This is a genomic window from Streptomyces sp. NPDC045431, assembly GCF_040646655.1.
Taxonomy (GTDB): domain Bacteria; phylum Actinomycetota; class Actinomycetes; order Streptomycetales; family Streptomycetaceae; genus Streptomyces.
Window position 1 is genome coordinate 136,064 of record NZ_JBEZAQ010000011.1, and the last position, 20,555, is coordinate 156,618.

Consider the following 20,555-nt stretch of genomic DNA (forward strand, 5'->3'; position numbering starts at 1 on the left):
CTCCCTGCTCAGCCCAGCAGTTCGAGCTCCGCCAGCACGCCGCCGGAACCGGCCGACGGGACCAGCCGGTAGTGCCGGTACGAGCCCGGCCGGGCCACCGTGAACACCCGCGTCTGCCGGTCCCACGCGAAGCGCTCGCCCGTACGCCGGTCCAGCTCCGTCCACGTCGCCCCGTCCGCCGACCCCTGCAGCGCCCAGCCCGTCGGAGCCGCGGCCCGGTCCGACGACGTCAGCGTGTACTGCACCGCCCGCGCCGGGCCCGGGACGTGCAGCTCCAGCGGCGCCGTGAGCTCCGCCGCCGTGGCCGAGGTGTCGTCGAGGAGCGCGCCCCCGCCGCTCGCCAGGTCGCGGCGCGGCGACGGCACCTCGTCGCCCCGGGTGATCGAGACCGGCGCCGCGCCCGGCCCGGTGCCCCACGCCGACGGCTTCGGCCCCATGGCGAACTCCAGGGTGCCGCCGCGCGCGAGGATGTCGTGCGGCAGCGCCGTCGACGTCCAGGGCCGGCCGTTGACCCGTACCCCCTGCACGTAGACGTTCCGGGCGCTGTTCTCCGGCGCCTTGACCACCAGCGTGCGGCCGTTGTCCATCCGTACCGTCGCCTTGGTGAACAGCGGTGAGCCGATCGCGTACTCCCCGCCGCCCATCACCAGCGGGTAGAAGCCGAGCGCCGAGAACAGCCACCAGGCGGACTGCTCGCCGTTGTCCTCGTCGCCGTGGTAACCCTGGCCGATCTCGCTGCCCGTGTAGAGCCGCGACAGCACCTCGCGCACCTTCTCCTGCGTCTTCCAGGGCTGACCGGCCGCGTTGTACATGTACGTGACGTGGTGCGCGACCTGGTTGGAGTGCCCGTACATGCCCATCCGCACGTCGCGCGCCTCCGTCATCTCGTGGATGACGGAGCCGTACGAGCCCGTGAACTCCGGGGAGGCCGTCTCGGGCGTCGCGAAGTACGTGTCGAGCTTCTTCGCCAGCCCCGCCCGCCCGCCGTACAGGTTGGCCAGGCCCCGGCTGTCCTGCGGCGCGGTGAAGGCGTAACCCCAGCCGTTCGTCTCGGTGTAGTCGTACCCCCAGATCCTCGGGTCGTACGCCTCCGACGGCACGCGCCACTCGCCCTTGAGGTTGCGGCCCTGGAAGAAGCCGGCCCGGGAGTCGAAGAGAGTGACGTAGTTGCGCGCCCGGTTGAGGAAGTACGCCGACTCGTCCTTGTACCGGGCCTTGCCGGTCCTGGCGAAGAGCGCCTCGGCCATCCTCGCCAGGCCGTAGTCGTTGAGGTAGCCCTCCAGGGACCACGACAGGCCCTCGTGCGTCTCGGTCGAGGCGTAACCGAGGAAGGGCGAGGTCTCCATGCCCTTGCGGCCCACGCCCTTGCCGGGCGGCACGACGGTCGCGTTCTTCAACGCCGCCTCGTACGCCGCCTCCGCGTCGAAGTCCACGCCCTTGACGTACGCGTCGGCGAAGGCGACGTCCGACGACGTGCCGGTCATCAGGTCGGCGTAGCCGGGGGAGGACCAGCGGGAGATCCAGCCGCCGTCCTTGTACTGCTGCACGAAGCCGTCCACCAGCTCGCCCGCCTTGCGTGGCGTGAGGAGCGCGTAGGCGGGCCAGGTGGTGCGGTAGGTGTCCCAGAAACCGTTGTTGACGTAGACCCGGCCGTCGACGATCTTGGCGCCGGTGTGGGTCGGGGTGTCGGGGCCGGTCTGCGGCGAGAAGGGGCTGGCGTAGCGGTCCTCGCCGTCGACGCGCTCGAAGCCCGAGTTGGGGTAGAGGTACAGCCGGTAGAGGTTGGAGTAGAGCGTGACCAACTGGTCGTGGGTCGCGCCCTCGACGCGGACGCGCCCGAGGATCCGGTCCCAGGCGGCCTGCGCCGTCTCGCGGACCCGCTCGAAGCCGGTGCCCGCCGGGATCTCGGCCGCGAGGTTGCGCTTCGCCTGCTCCACGCTGATGAGGGAGGTCGCCATGCGCAGGGTCACCGTGCGGTCCGCGCCCGCGGCGAAGCGCAGGTGGCCCGTGACGCCCGCCGAGGCGGAGTCCGTGACCGGCGCGTCGAAGACGCCGTACACGAACATGCGCGTGGCGCCGGTCGACAGGCCGCTCTTGACGTCGGAGAAGCCGGTGAAGGAGCCGCTCGCCGGGTCGAGGGTCAGCCCGCCCTCCTCCGTCACGTTGTCGAAGACGACGGAGGCGTCGGCACCCGGATAGGTGAACCGCATCATCGCGGCGTGGTCGGCCGGGGCGATCTCGGCCTTCAGGCCGTTCTCGAACGTCACCGCGTAGTGGTGCGGCCTGGCGGTCTCCCGCTCGTGGCGGAAGGGGAGCGCGCGTGCGGTACGCGCGGTGGGCGGGGCGCCGGGCGCGGCCGACGGCATCAGCTGGAAGGTCTGCCGGTCGCCCATCCAGGGGCTCGGCTCATGGCTGGCGCTGAACGCCTGCACGGTGGGCAGGTTGTCGGCGTTGTTGCCGCGCGCGTACTCGTACAGCCAGCTCTTGGAGGCGGCGTTGGTCACCGGCGTCCAGAAGTTGAAGCCGTGCGGGACGGCCGTCGCGGGGAAGGTGTTGCCGCGCGAGAAGGAGGAGCTGGAGTTGGTGCCGCGGACGGTCGAGGCGTAGTCGGACACGCGGGGCAGCGGTTTCACGGGGGCCGCGCGCCCGAGGGTGATGTCGTCGACCCAGCCCTGGAACTTCGCCGGGCCCCTCGGCGCGTCGTACGCCACCAGGATCCGGTCCACCGTCCTGCCCGCGGCCACCGTGCCGATGGAGGCCCGCACCTGGTTCCACTGGTTGACGTAGAGCCGCTTGGCGGCGCCCTGGCCCTGGGGGCTGAGGCGCCCGCCGTGGCTGTCGAGCGCGCCGAGCTCGCTGAGATGGGTGCCGTCGGTGAAGGCGAGGTCGACGGAGACGTTCGTCGCCGGGTAGCCGAGGTCCGTCTCCGGCATGGAGGGGAAGATCCGGTACGACAGCTCGGTGTCGCGGGCGACGCGCGTGTCGACGTCGAAGACCTTGTTGTACGCGTACGCGCGCCCCGCCGGGTGGTGCGTACCGGCGTAGCGCAGCGCCCGCTTGCCGGTGAACCCGGCGTTCGCCTTGGCGGTGGGGGAGCCGCCCGGGCCCCGGTCGACATGGCTGCGCATGTCGGGCGGCACGGGAGCGGAGGTGTCGCCGTTCGAGAACTGGACGTCGGCGAGCTGGGTGATGCCGGTGGCGCCGTTGTTCCGGCTGATCTCCAGCCGGTAGTGCGGGTACGGCGCCGCGCCCTCCGCGTCGATGTCGTACGTCCGCGTCTCGAAGCGCTGGGCGAACGCCTCGCCCTCGCGGGTGTCCAGGACCGTCCACTCCTTGCCGTCCGCGGAGCCCTTGAGGGTCCAGTCCCGGGGGTCGCGGGGGGCGGCGTCGTTGGCGGAGGTCAGGGCGTACGTCACCACCTTGACCGGTTCGTCGAGGTCGAACTCGACCCAGGCGGTGGGGGTGAAGGTGAGCCATTTGGTGCTGGGCTGGAGGTCGACCAGGTTCTCCTTGGTCTCCCCGGCGGCGCTGTTCTCGCCGCTGGCACGCAGCTCCGTCACCTTCTCGGTGACGTCGCCCGGTAAGCCGGCGGAGTAGGCGCCGTCGACGCCGGCCGACCGCTTGCGGCCCTCGGCGTCCAGGTCGACGGTGTCGCGCCAGGTGGGTGGCGGTTCACCGGCTTCGAAGGAGGTCGTGAAGGAGGTGCCGGACTCCGTGGCGGCGGCCGGGGCCTGGTGCGGGAGCGGCTGCGCCGCCGACTGACCGGCCGTCACGGTCAGGGAGACGGCCAGGGAAGCGGTCACGGTGGCGGCCGCCACGAGGGCGGCCGTACGTCGCTTGAGCGATCGTGGTCTGGGCTGCATGCCGCGTCGTGCCTCCTGCTCCTGCCGAAGCGCGTCGGACGTCCGTCGGTTCTGCGTCGGTCATGCGTCGGTTGTCCGCCGATCGTGCGGCGGACAACGTTGTCAGCTGATGTGCGCAGCACCCAGTAGGAGGTAAGTGGCGTGTGGTGTCAAGGGTGTTGGCGCGGCCGGACGGCTGAAAAAACTTCCGGGCGCCGCGCTCTTTCCGGCAGGTCTCAACTCGGAGAAGACTGCTGCCGAAAGTCCGCCTCGATCTTGCTCAGGCGACGCGAAGTGGACTATACCTGTCGGCAACCCAGCACTGTAGCACGACCCACCTGCACAAGACCGCGCGGTGGCGGGGGCCCTTCGCCTGAGGCGAGAAGCGGTTCGGGGCGACCGGCACACCGCCTGAGTCCTGGAGAAGGCGAGTACTTGAGCATGGGATCCACCTCCGCCCGCCATGACCACAAGGGCCCCGGCCGCCGCGAGCTGATCAAGCGGTCCGCCGCGCTCGGGCTGATCAGCGTGCCGACGATGAGTTTCCTGTCCGCCTGCGCCACCGGTGGCGGCGGTGGCGGCAGCGAGAAGGAGACGAAGGCGCCCGCCGGCGAGAAGTCGGCCAAGAACCCGCTCGGCGTGGCGCAGGGCGCCCCGCTGGAGGCGTTCATCTTCAAGGGCGGCCTGGGCGACCAGTACGCCAAGGACGCGGAGGCCGACTACAAGGCCACCTACGGCGCCGAGGTCAAGCACACCGGCACCCAGCAGGTCGGGCCCAAGCTCACCCCGCGCTTCGCGGGCGGCAACCCGCCGGACGTCATCGACAACTCCGGCGCCGACCACCTCGACATGAACAAGCTCTCCACCCAGGGCCAGCTCCAGGACCTCGCCCCGCTGCTGGACGCGCCCTCGCTGGACGACCCGGCCAAGAAGGTCCGCGACACCCTCCACCCCAGCACCCTGGAGAAGGGCAAGCACGGCGACAAGGTCGACGTGCTCTACTACGCCTTCACCATCTACGGCACCTGGTACTCCCAGAAGCTGCTGGCCGACCGCGGCTGGACGTACCCGAAGACCCTCTCCGAGATGGTCGGCCTCTGCGGCGAGATCAAGAAGGCGGGCATCGCCCCCTGGACGTACGCCGGAAAGTATCCGTACTACGTCCACTTCAACCTCTTCGCCCAGATCGCCAAGATCGGCGGCATGGAGAAGTGGATCGCCATCGACAACCTGGAGCCCAACGCCTGGACCTCGAACGACGCGGTCAAGGAGGTCGTCGAGCACTACGAGGAGCTCGCCGCCAAGAAGTACTTCCTCGAAGGCAGCCAGGGCCTCACCCACATCCAGTCCCAGACCGCCTGGAACCGGGGCAAGGCCGTCTTCATCCCCAACGGCTCCTGGGTCGAGAACGAAGCCGCCCCCACCACGCCGAAGGACTTCGGCATGGCGGTCGGCGCCCTCTTCGACGGCACCGGCGACAAGATGCCGCACGGCACCCTGCGCGGCGAGCCGAGCGAGCCGTACCTCGTCGCCAGCAAGGGCAGGAACCCGGCGGGCGGCATGGAGCTGCTGCGCATCATGCTCTCGAAGAAGCACGCCCAGAACTTCGCCACCAAGGTGAAGTCGCTGACCTGCGTCATGGACGCCACCGAGGGCATGACCCTCTCGCCCGGCCTCGCCTCCGCCAGCAAGGCCTTCAAGGAGGCGGGCGACAACCTGATCAGCCTTCAGCTGCAGGAGTGGTACCCGGCGCTCACCGACGAGAAGATCGGCGGTCTGACCGGTCAGCTGCTCACGGGCGAGCTCAAAGCCGCCGATTGGATCAAGAAGACCCAGCAGGAGTGCGACCGGGTCGCCAAGGACGACTCCGTGACCAAGTTCAAGCGCACGGCCTGACGCCGGGAGCGCACCGCCTGACGTCACCAGTTACGCACCGTTTGACGCCACCAGCGACGCACCGCCTGACGCCACCAGCTATGCACCGCCTGACCGACCGTCGGGCGGACACCCAGAGGGGAAGGGCCGGGGAGCTCATGCAACACGGCAAGTACCGATTCATCGTGGGCTTCCTGGCCCTGCCTCTGCTCATCTACGGCGTCTTCGTGATCTCGCCCTTCGTCCAGGCCTTCCAGATCTCGATGACGGACTGGTCCGGACTCGTCGGCACCGCGAAGTTCGTCGGCCTCGACAACTTCGGGAGACTCTGGGAGAACGACGACTTCTGGAACGCCCTGCGCCACAACGTCTACATGCTGGCCCTGGTCCCGGTGGTCACGCTCGCCCTCGGGCTGTTCTTCGCCTTCATGCTCAACGTGGGCGGCCGCCGCCGGAAGAACGAAGTCGTCACCGGGGTCACCGGGTCCCGCTTCTACAAGTTCGTCTTCTTCTTCCCGCAGGTCATCTCGGTCACCATCGTCGCCGTCATCTGGTTCAACATCTACAACCCCGACCCGGACGACGGCATGCTCAACTCCCTCCTCGGCGCCGTCGGCCTGGACGCCCTGCAGAACTCCTGGCTGGGGGAGAAGAACCTCGCCCTCTGGTGCATCAGCGCGGTGATGGTGTGGAGCCACGTCGGTTTCTACGTGGTGCTGTTCTCCGCCGCCATGGCCTCCATCCCCCGCGACATCTACGAGGCGGCGCTGCTCGACGGGGCCGGCCGCTTCCACACCTTCTTCCGGATCACCCTCCCGCTGCTGTGGGACACCGTCCAGACCGGCTGGGTGTACATGGGCATCATCGCGCTGGACGCCTTCGCACTCGTCCAGATCATGTCGGTGAACATGGGCGGCCCGGACGGCGCCACGGACGTGATGCCGCTGAGGCTGTACCTGACGGCCTTCCGCGACAGCCAGTTCGGCTACGCCGCCGCCATGGGCGTCGCGATGCTCATCGTCACCATGACGTTCGCCGTGCTCACGATGCGCTTCGCGCGCCGTGAGCGGATCGAGTACTAGGGGGAGGGGTGCGCCGGATGACAACCGACGAGATCCGGGACGAGGACGACGCGGTGAGCAAGGAGCAGGCCCCGCCGCCCGCCAAGGCCGCACGGCGGCGGCTCGGGCCGACGACCGGCCGCGCACGCCGCACCGACCGCACGGGCGGCCCGGGCCGCGCCGGCCGGGCGGCCGAGGGCGGCGTACTGAACGTCTTCTCGCACGGCATCCTCATCGTGTGGGCCCTGATGGTCGGCGTGCCGCTGCTGTGGGTGCTGTGGAGCGCCTTCAAGGACAGCAACGGCATCCTCACCGACCCGTGGGGCCTGCCGACCGCGCTGCGGTGGGAGAACTGGTCCAACGCGTGGGACGACGCGAACATGGGCCAGTACTTCGTCAACACCGCGATCGTGGTGGGCGGCTCGGTCGTCGGCACGATGGTGCTCGGCTCGATGGCCGCGTACGTCCTGGCCCGCTTCACCTTCCCCGGCAACCGCTTCATCTACTACCTGTTCGTGGCCGGCATGTCCTTCCCCGTCTTCATGCTGGTCATCCCGCTCTTCTTCGTCCTGCGGGACTTCCCGGGCAGCTCCCTGCTGGCCACGTACCACGGGCTGATCCTGGTCTACATCGCCTACTCGCTGCCCTTCACCGTCTTCTTCATGACGGCGTTCTTCCGTACGCTGCCGGCGTCGGTCGCGGAGGCGGCGATGATCGACGGCGCCTCGCACACCCGCACCTTCTTCCAGGTCATGCTGCCGATGGCGAAGCCGGGCCTGATCAGCATCGGGATCTTCAACTTCCTGGGGCAGTGGAACCAGTACCTGCTGCCGATGGTGCTCAACCAGCAGGAGGACAAGTACGTCCTCACCCAGGGCCTGGCGATGATCGCGCTCCAGCAGGGGTACGAGAACGACTGGGGCGCCCTGATGGCCGGCATGATGATCGCGATGCTGCCGGTGCTCGTCGTCTATACGGTCTTCCAGCGGCAGGTCCAGTCCGGCCTCACGGCGGGCGCGCTGAAGTAGTCCGTCACTCCCACGGCCCCGCGCCCTCCGCGTTTTCCCCGAACCGCCCGCCGACAGCCCACCCGCTGTCGGCGGGCGTTTTTCTTCCCTCGTGAGCGCTTGCGCCCGCTTTATCCCCCTGTCATTCGCTCATCCGAGGCCCGGAACGCTCAAGGTCTTGACGGGGAGCAACCCGAAAGGCTCAGCTTAGAGTTCACATGTTGGAGAAAACGGCAGGAGTGAGAGAGTCGATGGAGACTCCGGGGTCGCAGACATCTCTGCATCGGGCCAACCTCGAGCGCGTCGTACGCGCCGTCCGCATGGCCGGGTCTCTGACCCAGGCGGAGATCGCCAGGACCACCGGCCTCTCCGCCGCCACGGTCTCCAACATCGTCCGGGAGCTCAAGGACGGCGGCACCGTCGAGGTCACCCCTACCTCGGCGGGCGGCCGCCGGGCCCGCAGCGTCTCGCTCAGCGGGGACGCCGGCATCGTCATCGGGGTCGACTTCGGCCACACCCACCTGCGGGTCGCCGTGGGCAACCTCGCCCACCAGGTGCTCGCCGAGGAGGCCGAGCCGCTGGACGTCGACGCCTCGTCGGCCGAGGGCTTCGACCGGGCGGAACGGCTGGTCAAGCGGCTGATCGCGGCGACCGGCATCGGCCAGGACAAGGTGATCGGGGTCGGCCTCGGCGTCCCCGGCCCCATCGACGTCTCCTCCGGAACCCTCGGCTCCACGTCCATCCTGCCGGGCTGGACCGGCATCAACCCGAGCCAGGAGCTCTCCGGCCGCCTCGGCGTCCCGGTGTACGTCGACAACGACGCCAACCTCGGCGCCCTCGGCGAGCTGGTCTGGGGCGGCGGCCGGGGGGTCAAGGACCTCGCGTACATCAAGGTGGCCAGCGGTGTGGGCGCCGGCCTGGTGATCGACGGCCAGATCTACCGGGGCCCGGGCGGCACCGCCGGCGAGATCGGCCACATCACGCTCGACGAGTCGGGCCCGGTCTGCCGCTGCGGAAACCGCGGCTGCCTGGAGACCTTCACCGCCGCGCGCTACGTCCTGCCGCTGCTCCAGCCCAGCCACGGCGCCGATCTCACCATGGAGCGGGTCGTGCAGCTGGCGCGCGAGGGCGACCCGGGCTGCCGCCGCGTCATCGCGGACGTCGGCCGTCACATCGGCAGCGGTGTCGCCAACCTCTGCAACCTGCTCAACCCCAGCCGCGTGGTGCTGGGCGGCGACCTCGCGGAGGCCGGCGAGCTGGTCCTCGCCCCCATCCGGGAGTCGGTCTCGCGGTACGCCATCCCCAGCGCCGCGCGCCACTTGTCGGTCGCTCCCGGAGCCCTCGGCGGCCGCGCGGAAGTGCTCGGCGCCCTCGCCCTCGTACTGAGCGAAATGGGCGATTCGACCCTTCTGCAGAGTGCGCTGCCGGGGTCGGCTCCTGCGTTCACTTAGATAACGAATGGCACCGTTGTCATCTCGTTGTCAATTTACTCCTTGACGACGGGGTGGCGGCCGAGTTGACTTCCAGCCACCTCGGCCGCAACGTCGCGGCCTCGTCAGGGAGGCAACCCACATGAACGCATTGACGCGACGCCTTGTCATAGGCACCGCCGCGGTGTCCATGGCCGCGACCCTCGCCGCCTGTGGCAAGGCCGGCGACGGCGACGCCGCGGGTGGTGGCGGCGGCGACGGCAAGACCATCGGTCTGCTGCTGCCGGAGAACAAGACGACCCGTTACGAGACGTTCGACCGCCCGATCATCGAGGCGAAGATCAAGCAGCTCTGCGGCGACTGCGAGGTCAAGTACAACAACGCCGCGCAGGACACCGAGACCCAGAAGAAGCAGTTCGACGCGCTGGTCACGCAGGGCGTCAAGGTGATCATCCTCGACGCGGTCGACTACAAGGCCACCAAGAAGTGGGTCCAGAGCGCCGAGAAGCAGGGCGTCAAGGTCGTCGCGTACGACCGCCTCGCCGAGGGCCCGATCTCCGCCTACGTCAGCTACGACAACGAGAAGATCGGCCGCCTCCAGGGCGAGGCCCTGGTCAAGGCGCTCGGCGCCCAGGCCAAGGACGCCAATGTCGTCATGATCAACGGCTCGCCGACCGACCCGAACGCCCCGCTGTTCAAGAAGGGCGCCCACAGCGTCCTCGACAAGCAGGTCAAGAAGGTCGTCTACGAGCAGGACATCCCGGACTGGTCGCCCGACGAGGCCAACAAGAAGATGGGCGCCGCCATCGACTCCCTGGGCAAGGACGGCTTCCAGGGCGTCTACTCCGCCAACGACGGCATGGCGGGCGGCATCATCACCGCCCTCGCCAAGCAGGGCATCAAGGTCCCGGTCGGCGGCCAGGACGCCGAGCTCGCCGGTCTGCAGCGCATCCTGAAGGGCGACCAGGCCTTCACGATCTACAAGCAGATCAAGCCGGAGGCCGAGACCACCGCCGCGATCGCCGTCCGCCTGCTGAAGGGCGACAAGATCGACGACCTGGTGAGCGCCAAGGTCACCAGCCTGACCGGTGAGTTCAAGGACATCCCGGCCAAGCTGTACGACGCCGAGATCGTGACCAAGGACAACATCGCCTCCACGATCCTCGCCGACAAGGTCTACACCGCCGCGGACATCTGCACCGCCGAGTACAAGGCGGCCTGCGAGGCGGCCGGCATCAAGTAACCGCCGGCACCCCACCCCCCTCCACGCGAGCACCCCCCACGCGAGACCCCTCGCCTGCGAGCACCCATCGCACGCGATACTCCTCGCCCGCGAGCACCCCGCCCCCCACGCGCGAAGGCCGCGCACGCGGCCTCCCCACGCCGGTCCGGCGCCCCGCCCCGTCCATGCCCCGCAAGCACCGGGGGCGGGCGCCGGACCCGCTCTCGCACCCCTCGCACGCTTCCTCAGCTCATCGCACCACCATCCCCGCCGGACAGGCGGCGAAGGAGATGATTCACGTGTTCGCTACGCCCGTGCTGGCGTTGCGCGGAGTCTCCAAGCGGTTCGGCGCCGTCCAGGCGCTCACCGACGTAGACCTGGAGATCCACGCCGGTGAGGTGGTCGCCCTGGTCGGCGACAACGGCGCCGGCAAGTCGACGCTCGTCAAGACGATCTCGGGTGTCCACCCCATCGATGAAGGCGCCATCGAGTGGGAGGGCCGGCCCGTCCGCATCACGAAGCCGAACGAGGCCTCCGACCTCGGAGTCGCCACCGTCTACCAGGACCTGGCGCTCTGCGACAACCTCGACGTCGTCGCCAACCTCTTCCTCGGCAACGAGCTGCGCCGCGGCTCCGTCCTCGACGAGATCGCCATGGAGAAGCGCGCCAAGGAGCTGCTGGACACCCTGTCCATCCGCATCCCGAGCGTCCGCATCCCCGTCGCCGCCCTCTCCGGCGGCCAGCGCCAGGTCGTGGCCATCGCCCGCGCCCTGATCGGCGACCCCAAGATCGTCATCCTGGACGAGCCGACCGCGGCCCTCGGCGTCGAGCAGACCGCCCAGGTGCTCGACCTCGTCGAGCGGCTGCGCGAGCGCGGCCACGGCGTCATCCTCATCAGCCACAACATGGCCGACGTCCGCGCCGTCGCCGACAAGGTCGCCGTCCTGCGGCTGGGCCGCAACAACGGTGTCTTCAACGTGAAGGACACCACGCACGAAGAGATCATCGCCGCCATCACCGGCGCCACGGACAACGCCGTGACCCGCCGCCAGGCGCGTACGGCCACGAAGGCCACGAAGGAGGACGCGAAGTGAGCGACCTCACCAAGACCCCCGCGAGCGAGAACGCGGAGTCCGCCGCCCTCGTCCCCGCCGTCGACCCCCGCCTGCTCGTACGCGAAGAGGGCCTCAAGGGTTACTGGACCGAGTTCACCCGCAAGGTGCGCGGCGGTGAGCTGGGCTCGCTCCCGGTCTTCATCGGCCTGATCGTCATCGCGATCGTCTTCCAGTCGCAGAACGCGAACTTCCTCTCCGCGAGCTCCGTCGCCAACATCGCCGTCTACACCTCCGGCCTCGGCATCATGGCCGTCGGCATCGTCTTCGTCCTGATCCTGGGCGAGATCGACCTGTCGGTCGGCTCGGTCGCGGGCGTCGGCGCCGCCGTGTGGGCCGTGCTCAACGTGAGCAACGGCATGAACGACTGGCTCGCCGTCGGCATCGCCGTCCTCTGCGGCCTCGCGCTCGGCCTGCTCCACGGTTTCTTCTTCGCCAAGATCGGCGTCCCGGCCTTCGTCGTCACCCTCGCCGGCTTCCTCGGCTGGAGCGGACTGCAGATCTGGCTGATGGGCAAGGAAGGCTCCATCAACGCGCCGACCGGCTCCATCGTCGAGCACCTGACCGGCTACTACTTCGAGGACAAGGCGGCCGCGTACGGCCTCGCCCTGATCGCCGTCCTCGCGTACGCCGCCTCGCTGGTCCTGGACAGCCAGCGCCGCAAGGCGGCCGGCCTGCTCGCCCGCCCCACCAGCGAGGTCGTCCTGCGCACGGCCGTCGTCGCGGTCCTGTGCTTCGTCGTCGCGTACGTGCTCAACGAGCCCGCCGGCGCCCGCGGCCTGCCGCTCGCGCTGGTGCTCTTCCTGGTCGTCCTGGTCGTCGCCGACTTCGTCGCCCGCCGCACCACCTTCGGCCGCCAGGTCTTCGCGGTCGGCGGCAACGCCGAGGCCGCGCGCCGCGCCGGCATCAACGTCGACCGGATCCGGATCACCGTCTTCGGCCTCTCCGGCCTGCTCGCCGCCTTCGGCGGCCTCTTCGTGGCCAGCCTCTCCGGCGGCGCCACCAAGAGCCTCGGCGGCGGCAACACCCTGATGCTCGTCATCGCGGCGGCCGTCATCGGTGGCACCAGCCTCTTCGGCGGCCGCGGCAAGGTATGGTCCGCCCTGCTCGGCATGATCGTCATCCAGGCGATCCAGCAGGGCCTGAACATGCTCGGCATGGCCTCCGAGATCCAGTACATGATCACCGGCGCGGTGCTTCTCGCCGCCGTCGTGATCGACTCGGTCTCCCGCCGCACGCAGAAGACCGCGGGCCGCGCCTAACATCACGAGTGAGATGCGCCGCAGTGCCCGGCACCGCTGAACCGGTGCCGGGCACCGCTGCGTCTGCGCCAATGTGATGACCTAGGGGGGCCCGCCCGATGATGATGATCGGGAGCGGAACATTAGACTCGACAAAATCGGCAGCTCGACCAGCTCAACACGCAAGGAGGCACGGGTGGCTCTGCTGACCCGTATCACGGGCCCGCGCGATCTCGACCGGCTCTCCCCGGAGCAGCTGGAGCAGCTGGCCGCGGAGATCCGGTCCTTCCTCGTGGACGCCGTGTCCAAGACAGGCGGCCACCTCGGCCCCAACCTCGGTGTGGTCGAGCTGACCATCGCCCTGCACCGGGTCTTCGAGTCGCCCAAGGACAAGATCCTGTGGGACACCGGCCACCAGTCCTACGTCCACAAGCTGCTCACCGGCCGGCAGGACTTCTCGCGGCTGAAGATGAAGGGCGGCCTGTCCGGCTACCCGGCCCGGGCCGAGTCCGAGCACGACGTCATCGAGAACAGCCACGCCTCCACGGTCCTCGGCTGGGCCGACGGCCTCGCCAAGGCGAACGAGGTGCTGAAGAAGGACGACCACGTCGTCGCCGTCATCGGCGACGGCGCGCTCACCGGCGGCATGGCCTGGGAGGCCCTGAACAACATCGCCGAGGCCAAGGACCGCCCGCTCGTCATCGTCGTCAACGACAACGAGCGCTCCTACGCCCCGACCATCGGCGGCCTCGCCAACCACCTCGCCACGCTGCGCACCACCGACGGCTACGAGCGCTTCCTCGCCCGTACGAAGGAGATCCTCGACCGCACGCCGGTCGTCGGAAAGCCGCTGTACGAGACGCTGCACGGCGCCAAGAAGGGCCTGAAGGACTTCATCGCCCCGCAGGGCATGTTCGAGGACCTCGGCCTGAAGTACGTCGGCCCCATCGACGGCCACGACATCGAGGCGCTGGAGTCCGCCCTCTCCCGCGCCAAGCGGTTCGGCGGCCCGGTGATCGTGCACTGCCTCACCGAGAAGGGCCGCGGCTACCAGCCCGCCCTGGCGGACGAGGCCGACCGCTTCCACGCCGTCGGCAAGATCCACCCGGACACCGGCCTGCCGATCTCCTCCTCCGGTGCGGACTGGACCGGGGTCTTCGCCGACGAGATGGTCAAGCTCGGCCACGAGCGCGAGGACATCGTCGCCATCACCGCCGCGATGCTCCAGCCGGTGGGCCTCGACAAGTTCGCCAAGGCCTTCCCGGACCGGGTGTACGACGTCGGCATCGCCGAGCAGCACGCCGCCGTGTCCGCGGCCGGCCTCGCCACCGGCGGCCTCCACCCGGTCGTCGCCGTGTACGCGACCTTCCTCAACCGCGCCTTCGACCAGGTCCTGATGGACGTCGCCCTGCACAACTGCGGCGTGACCTTCGTCCTGGACCGGGCCGGTGTCACCGGCACCGACGGCGCCTCCCACAACGGCATGTGGGACATGTCGATCCTCCAGGTCGTCCCGGGCATCAGGATCGCCGCCCCGCGCGACGCCGACCAGGTCCGCGCCCAGCTGCGCGAGGCCGTCGAGGTCAAGGACGCGCCGACCGTCGTGCGCTACTCCAAGGGCGCGGTCGGCCCGGCCGTCCAGGCCGTGTCGCGCGTCGGCTCCATGGACGTGCTGCGCGAGGCCGGCACCGACTCCCCGGACGTGCTGCTGGTCTCGGTCGGCGCGCTGGCGCCGATGTGCCTGGAGATCGCCGGGCTGCTCGACCAGCAGGGCATCTCCACCACCGTCGTCGACCCGCGCTGGGTCAAGCCGGTCGACGAGGCCATGGCGCCGCTGGCCGCCCGGCACCGCGTGGTCGTCACGGTCGAGGACAACGGCCGCGTCGGCGGCGTCGGCTGCGCGGTCGCCCAGGCCCTGCGCGACGCGGGCGTCGACGTACCGCTGCGCGACTTCGGCATCCCGCCGCGCTTCCTGGACCACGCCTCGCGCGCGGAGATCCTGGCCGAGATCGGGCTGACGGCCCCGGACATCGCCCGCCAGGTCACCGGGCTGGTCTCCACGCTCGACGGCCGGTACGACGAGGCCGAGATCCAGGCCGCGCGCGACTGACACCGCCGCGCCGCCACCGCCGCGCACCTGATTGGACCGGTCGGAGTACCCGAGGGGTTTCCGGCCGGTCCATTGGTGTGAAACGGCCCCTCACGGCGGGCGCCGCCCCGTACCCCTCCCGATCATGGCCTTAGGGGCCGATGGGTACGTACGGAGGTACGCCGGTGAGCACAGGCCAGCAGTCACGCGATACCGGAATGTTCCGGACGAAGAGCGTGGAGCAGTCGATCCAGGACACCGAGGAGCCGGAGCACGCGCTCAAGAAGTCCCTCTCCGCCTGGGACCTGACCGTGTTCGGCGTCGGCGTCATCATCGGCACCGGCATCTTCGTCCTCACCGGCAAGGTGGCCAAGGAGACCGCCGGACCCGCCACCGCGCTCGCGTTCGTCACGGCGGGCGTCGTCTGCGCCCTCGCCGCCCTCTGCTACGCCGAGTTCGCCTCCACCGTCCCCGTGGCCGGATCGGCGTACACCTTCGCGTACGCCTCCCTCGGCGAGCTGCCCGCGTGGATCATCGGCTGGGACCTGGTCCTCGAGTTCGCCCTCGGCACGGCCGTGGTGGCCGTCGGCTGGTCCGGCTACGTACGCTCGCTGATGGACAACGTGGACTGGCACCTGCCGGCGGCGCTGCAGGGACCGGACGTGGCGGGCGGCACCTTCGACATCCTCGCCTTCCTGCTGGTCCTGGTCCTGACCGCGATCCTCGTGCTCGGCATGAAGCTGTCCGCCAACATCACCGCGCTGGTCGTGGCCATCAAGGTGACCGTGGTCATGATCGTGATCATCGCGGGTCTGTTCTTCATCGTGGGGGACAACTACTCGCCGTTCATCCCCGACCCGGTGACCCCGCCGGCGTCCTCCGGCTGGGACGCGCCGCTCGTGCAGACGATCTTCGGTTACGAGCCGACGAACTTCGGCGTCATGGGCATCTTCACCGCCGCGTCCGTCGTCTTCTTCGCCTTCATCGGCTTCGACGTGGTGGCCACCGCCGCCGAGGAGACCAAGCTCCCGCAGCGCGACATGCCGCGCGGCATCCTCGGCTCGCTGTTCATCTGCACCGTGCTCTACGTCGCCGTCTCGCTCGTCGTCACCGGCATGCAGCACTACAGCCGGCTGTCGGTGAGCGCCCCGCTCGCCGACGCCTTCAAGGCGACCGGACACCCCTTCTACGCCGGTGTCATCAGCTTCGGCGCCGCCGTCGGCCTCACCACCGTGTGCCTGATCCTGCTCCTCGGCCAGACCCGGGTCTTCTTCGCCATGAGCCGCGACGGCCTGCTGCCGCGGTTCTTCTCCGTCACGCACCCGAAGTTCCGCACCCCGTACCGCCCGACCATCCTCCTCGGCGTACTCATCGCGATCATCGCCGGTTTCACCAGCATCAACGAGCTGGCGACCCTGGTGAACATCGGCACGCTCTTCGCCTTCGTCGTGGTCGCACTCGGCGTGATCATTCTGCGCCGCACCCGGCCCGACCTGCACCGGGCGTTCCGCACGCCGTGGGTCCCCTTCATCCCGATCCTGTCGGTCGCGGCGTCGGTGTGGCTGATGCTGAACCTGCCGGGGGAGACGTGGTTCCGGTTCGCCGTCTGGATGGCGTTCGGCATCGTCGTGTACTTCCTGTACAGCCGCTCCCACAGCCGGCTCGGCGGCCGCCGGGTCCCGCTGGGGACCCGCGACGCCTAGGGGTTTCAGGAGGGCGGTCCGTGCACCGCCCGGGGCCCAACGCACTCGGCGCCGTACGCCTCCACCCGCCGCCGCAGCTCCCGGTCGGCCGTGACCACCAGGCACGGCCGGCCGGCCGCTTCCCGGGCCTCGCGCGCCAGCTCGGCGATGAGGTCGTCCCCGCTGCCGGGCGCCGACTCCACCCGCACCCCCGGTACGGACTCCACGCCGCGCGCCCGTCCCTCCACGGCCAGCACGACCTCGACCGGCCCCGGGCGCCCGGCCACGCCCTCCGCGGCGTACGGCACCAGCCGGTCCCGCAGCCGCTCGGCGGCGGCGCGCCGGTCGCGCCACCAGCCGTCCGGGACGGAGCCCACCACGTTGGCCGCGTCGACGACCACCAAGACGCTCATGGCCCCAGCCTCCCATCCGGTGCCGACAACGCCACCGCCCCGGCACCGCGAGCGCGCGGTGCCGGGGCGGTGAGGCGTGACAGGTGCGTTACGCCGGGACGCTCGCCACGCCCTGCGGCAGGAACCGCTTGCCGTTGACGCGCTCCGAGACGCCCTCACGGTCCAGGTACGGCGTGATGCCGCCCAGGTGGAAGGGCCAGCCGGCACCGGTGATCAGGCACAGGTCGATGTCCTGCGCCTCGGCGACGACACCCTCCTCCAGCATGAGGCCGATCTCCTGCGCCACCGCGTCCAGGACGCGCGCGCGGACCTGCTCCTCGGTCAGGACGACGTCGCCCTGCTTGAGCAGCGCGGCGACCTCGGGGTCCAGCTCCGGCTTGCCGGAGTCGTAGACGTAGAAGCCGCGCTTGCCGGCCTCGACGACCGCCTTGAGGTTCGGGGACACCTTGAAGCGGTCCGGGAAGGCGCGGTTGAGCGTCTCCGAGACGTGCAGACCGATCGCCGGGCCGACCAGCTCCAGCAGCACCAGCGGGGACATCGGCAGACCGAGCGGCTCGATGGCCTTCTCGGCGGTGGCGACCGGGGTGCCCTCGTCGATGACGTTCTGGATCTCGCCCATGAAGCGGGTGAGGATGCGGTTGACGACGAACGCCGGGGCGTCCTTCGTCAGCACGGCCGTCTTCTTCAGCTTCTTCGCGACACCGAAGGCGGTGGCGAGCGACGCGTCGTCCGTCTTCTCGCCGCGCACGATCTCCAGCAGCGGGAGGATCGCGACCGGGTTGAAGAAGTGGAAGCCGACGACCCGCTCCGGGTGCTGGAGCTTCGACGCCATCTCCGACACGGACAGCGAGGAGGTGTTGGTGGCGAGGATCGCGTGCGCCGGGGCGACCGCCTCGACCTCCGCGAACACCTTCTGCTTGACCGACATCTCCTCGAACACGGCCTCGATGATGAAGTCCGCGTCCGCGAAGCCCTCGGCCTTGTCCAGGACACCGGAGACCAGGCCCTTGAGGCGGTTGGCCTTGTCCTGGTTGATGCGGCCCTTGCCGAGCAGCTTGTCGATCTCGCCGTGGACGTAGCCCACGCCCTTGTCGACGCGCTCCTGGTCGATGTCGGTCAGCACGACCGGCACCTCCAGGCGGCGCAGGAAGAGCAGCGCCAGCTGGGAGGCCATCAGACCGGCGCCGACGACGCCGACCTTGGTGACCGGGCGGGCCAGGCTCTTGTCCGGCGCGCCGGCCGGGCGCTTGGCGCGCTTCTGCACCAGGTTGAAGGCGTAGATGCCGGAGCGCAGCTCGCCGCCCATGATGAGGTCGGCGAGCGCCGTGTCCTCGGCGTCGAAGCCCTTCTGGAGGTCGCCGTCCTTGGCCGCCTCGATGATGTCCAGGGCGCGGTACGCGGCCGGGGCCGCGCCGTGCACCTTGGAGTCGGCGATGAACCGGCCGCGGGCGACGGCCTGGTCCCAGCCCTCGCCGCGGTCGACGTCCGCGCGCTCGACGACGATCTCGCCCTTGAGGACGGAGGCCGTCCACAGCAGGGACTGCTCCAGGAAGTCCGCGCCCTCGAAGATCGCGTCGGCGATGCCGAGCTCGTAGACCTGAGCGCCCTTGAGCTGCTTGTTCTGGTTGAGCGAGTTCTCGATGATGACCGAGACCGCGCGGTCCGCGCCGATCAGGTTCGGCAGGATGGTGCAGCCGCCCCAGCCCGGGACCAGGCCCAGGAAGACCTCGGGCAGCGAGAACGCCGGCACGGCCGCCGACACGGTGCGGTAGGTGCAGTGCAGACCGACCTCGACACCGCCGCCCATCGCCGCGCCGTTGTAGTACGCGAACGTCGGCACGGCCAGTCCGGACAGCCGCTTGAAGACGTCGTGGCCGCCCTTGCCGATGGCGAGCGCGTCCTCGTGGCGCTTCAGCAGCTCGACGCCCTTGAGGTCGGCGCCGACGGCGAAGATGAACGGCTTGCCGGTGATGCCGACACCGACGATGGCGCCCTCGGACGCCTCCTTCTCGACCTGGTCGATCGCCGCGTTCAGGTTGGCGAGCGACTGCGGGCCGAAGGTGGTCGGCTTGGTGTGGTCGAAGCCGTTGTCCAGCGTGATCAGGGCGAACGTGCCCGCGCCGAAGGGCAGGTCGAAGTGGCGTACGTGCGCCTGCGTGACGACCTCGTCCGGGAACAGCTCGGCCGCACCCTTCAAAAGCTCAGCGGTGGTGCTCACTTGCTGCCTCCGGCGTCCTTGTGGTTCGGGTTCTCCCAGATGACCGTGGCGCCCATGCCGAAGCCGACGCACATGGTGGTGAGGCCGTAACGGACCTCCGGCTGCTCCTCGAACTGCCGCGCCAGCTGCGTCATCAGGCGTACGCCGGAGGAGGCGAGCGGGTGGCCGAACGCGATGGCGCCGCCGTACTGGTTGACGCGGGCGTCGTCGTCGGCGATGCCGTAGTGGTCGAGGAAGGCCAGGACCTGGACGGCGAAGGCCTCGTTGATCTCGAACAGGCCGATGTCGCCGATGGTCAGACCGGCCTTGGCCAGTGCCTTCTCGGTGGCCGGGATCGGGCCGTAGCCCATGACCTCGGGCTCGACGCCGGCGAAGGCGTAGGAGACCAGGCGCATCTTGACCGGCAGGCCGTTCTCGCGGGCGAAGTCCTCGGACGCGATGATCGACGCGGTGGCGCCGTCGTTGAGGCCCGCGGCGTTACCGGCGGTGACGCGGCCGTGGGTACGGAACGGCGTCTTCAGGCCGGCCAGGTTCTCCAGCGTGGTGCCCGGGCGCATCGGCTCGTCGGCGGTGACCAGGCCCCAGCCGGTCTCGCCGGCCTCGGCGTTGGTGCGGCGCACCGAGATCGGCACCAGGTCGGCCTGGATCTTGCCGTCGGCGTACGCCTTGGCGGCCTTCTCCTGCGAGCGCACGGCGTACTCGTCGGCGCGCAGCTTGGTGATGTGCGGGTACCGGTCGTGCAGGTTCTCCGCGGTCATGCCCATGAAGAGGGCCGACTCGTCGACCAGCTTCTCGCTGACGAAGCGCGGGTTCGGGTCGACGCCCTCACCCATGGGGTGGCGGCCCATGTGCTCGACGCCACCGGCGATGGCGACGTCGTACGCGCCGAAGGCCACGCTGCCCGCGACCGAGGTCACGGCGGTCAGGGCGCCCGCACACATGCGGTCGATGGAGTACCCGGGCACGGACTGCGGCAGACCCGCCAGGATGCCGGCCGTGCGGCCGATGGTCAGGCCCTGGTCACCGATCTGGGTGGTCGCGGCGATGGCGACCTCGTCGATCTTCGCGGGGTCGAGGTCCGGGTTGCGGCGCAGCAGCTCCCGGATCGCCTTCACGACGAGATCGTCGGCACGGGTCTCGTGGTAGATGCCCTTCGGGCCCGCCTTGCCGAACGGGGTGCGGACGCCGTCGACGAAGACGACGTCCCTGACGGTACGAGGCACGATGGCTCTCCTCCAGGGTGCGGGATGGCACTGCACTGCTGCGGACGCGGCTAAGCGTGCGCTTGCAGCCCCCATGCTACTTACGAGTAACCAGGCTGCACAGTCCCCCCGCCCGGAGCGGTGAACGTCACACTGCGTGG

13 protein-coding genes are annotated in these 20,555 nt (G+C 69.9%); 9 read left to right on the forward strand and 4 right to left on the reverse strand.

Features of this window, described 5'->3' with window-relative positions; all coding sequences use genetic code 11:
* Nucleotides 1-8 precede the first annotated feature (8 nt).
* Nucleotides 9-3,863 carry a GH92 family glycosyl hydrolase gene (locus AB0A69_RS22375; protein ID WP_361424623.1) on the reverse strand — a complete coding sequence of 1,285 codons (3,855 nt, stop codon included), beginning with the start codon at nucleotides 3,861-3,863 and terminating at the stop codon, nucleotides 9-11.
* A gap of 420 nt (nucleotides 3,864-4,283) precedes the next feature.
* Between AB0A69_RS22375 and ngcE the strand changes: the two genes are divergently transcribed.
* The 9 genes from ngcE to AB0A69_RS22420 all read left to right on the forward strand — a co-directional run bounded on the left by ngcE (nucleotide 4,284) and on the right by AB0A69_RS22420 (nucleotide 16,582).
* Entirely contained in the window at nucleotides 4,284-5,738 is a 1,455-nt protein-coding gene (ngcE, locus tag AB0A69_RS22380; RefSeq protein ID WP_361424626.1) for an N-acetylglucosamine/diacetylchitobiose ABC transporter substrate-binding protein, read from the forward strand.
* 137 nt (nucleotides 5,739-5,875) lie between these two features.
* On the forward strand, nucleotides 5,876-6,799 hold the full coding sequence (locus AB0A69_RS22385) for a sugar ABC transporter permease (RefSeq protein ID WP_361424629.1): 924 nt from the start codon (nucleotides 5,876-5,878) through the stop codon (nucleotides 6,797-6,799).
* A gap of 17 nt (nucleotides 6,800-6,816) precedes the next feature.
* On the forward strand, nucleotides 6,817-7,806 hold the full coding sequence (locus AB0A69_RS22390) for a carbohydrate ABC transporter permease (protein WP_361424632.1): 990 nt from the start codon (nucleotides 6,817-6,819) through the stop codon (nucleotides 7,804-7,806).
* A gap of 230 nt (nucleotides 7,807-8,036) precedes the next feature.
* On the forward strand, nucleotides 8,037-9,236 hold the full coding sequence (locus tag AB0A69_RS22395; RefSeq protein WP_361424635.1) for an ROK family transcriptional regulator: 1,200 nt from the start codon (nucleotides 8,037-8,039) through the stop codon (nucleotides 9,234-9,236).
* Between the two features lie 121 nt (nucleotides 9,237-9,357).
* A complete protein-coding gene (locus AB0A69_RS22400) occupies nucleotides 9,358-10,458 on the forward strand; it encodes a substrate-binding domain-containing protein (protein WP_361424638.1) in 1,101 nt (366 codons plus the stop codon).
* A 269-nt stretch (nucleotides 10,459-10,727) separates the two neighbouring features.
* On the forward strand, nucleotides 10,728-11,531 hold the full coding sequence (locus tag AB0A69_RS22405) for an ATP-binding cassette domain-containing protein (protein WP_355364657.1): 804 nt from the start codon (nucleotides 10,728-10,730) through the stop codon (nucleotides 11,529-11,531).
* Nucleotides 11,528-12,811, forward strand: a complete 1,284-nt coding sequence (locus AB0A69_RS22410) for a sugar ABC transporter permease (RefSeq protein ID WP_361424643.1) — start codon at nucleotides 11,528-11,530, stop codon at nucleotides 12,809-12,811. The genes AB0A69_RS22405 and AB0A69_RS22410 overlap by 4 nt, the downstream gene beginning before the upstream one ends.
* A gap of 175 nt (nucleotides 12,812-12,986) precedes the next feature.
* Nucleotides 12,987-14,900, forward strand: a complete 1,914-nt coding sequence (dxs, locus tag AB0A69_RS22415; protein WP_361424646.1) for a 1-deoxy-D-xylulose-5-phosphate synthase — start codon at nucleotides 12,987-12,989, stop codon at nucleotides 14,898-14,900.
* A gap of 197 nt (nucleotides 14,901-15,097) precedes the next feature.
* Nucleotides 15,098-16,582 (forward strand): amino acid permease, encoded by a 1,485-nt coding sequence (locus AB0A69_RS22420; protein ID WP_361424649.1) that lies wholly within the window; start codon nucleotides 15,098-15,100, stop codon nucleotides 16,580-16,582.
* 5 nt (nucleotides 16,583-16,587) lie between these two features.
* Here the strand turns inward: AB0A69_RS22420 and AB0A69_RS22425 are convergent, their stop codons facing one another.
* The 3 genes from AB0A69_RS22425 to AB0A69_RS22435 form a co-directional block, all read right to left on the reverse strand.
* Complete coding sequence (locus AB0A69_RS22425; RefSeq protein ID WP_361424652.1) at nucleotides 16,588-16,974, reverse strand: NTP pyrophosphohydrolase; 387 nt, start codon at nucleotides 16,972-16,974, stop codon at nucleotides 16,588-16,590.
* A gap of 88 nt (nucleotides 16,975-17,062) precedes the next feature.
* Complete coding sequence (locus AB0A69_RS22430) at nucleotides 17,063-19,192, reverse strand: 3-hydroxyacyl-CoA dehydrogenase NAD-binding domain-containing protein (RefSeq protein WP_361424655.1); 2,130 nt, start codon at nucleotides 19,190-19,192, stop codon at nucleotides 17,063-17,065.
* The gene (locus AB0A69_RS22435) at nucleotides 19,189-20,415 is read right to left on the reverse strand and encodes an acetyl-CoA C-acyltransferase (RefSeq protein ID WP_361424658.1); all 1,227 of its coding nucleotides are present in this window, start codon (nucleotides 20,413-20,415) and stop codon (nucleotides 19,189-19,191) included. Before AB0A69_RS22435 ends, AB0A69_RS22430 begins: the two co-directional genes overlap by 4 nt.
* Nucleotides 20,416-20,555 lie beyond the last annotated feature (140 nt).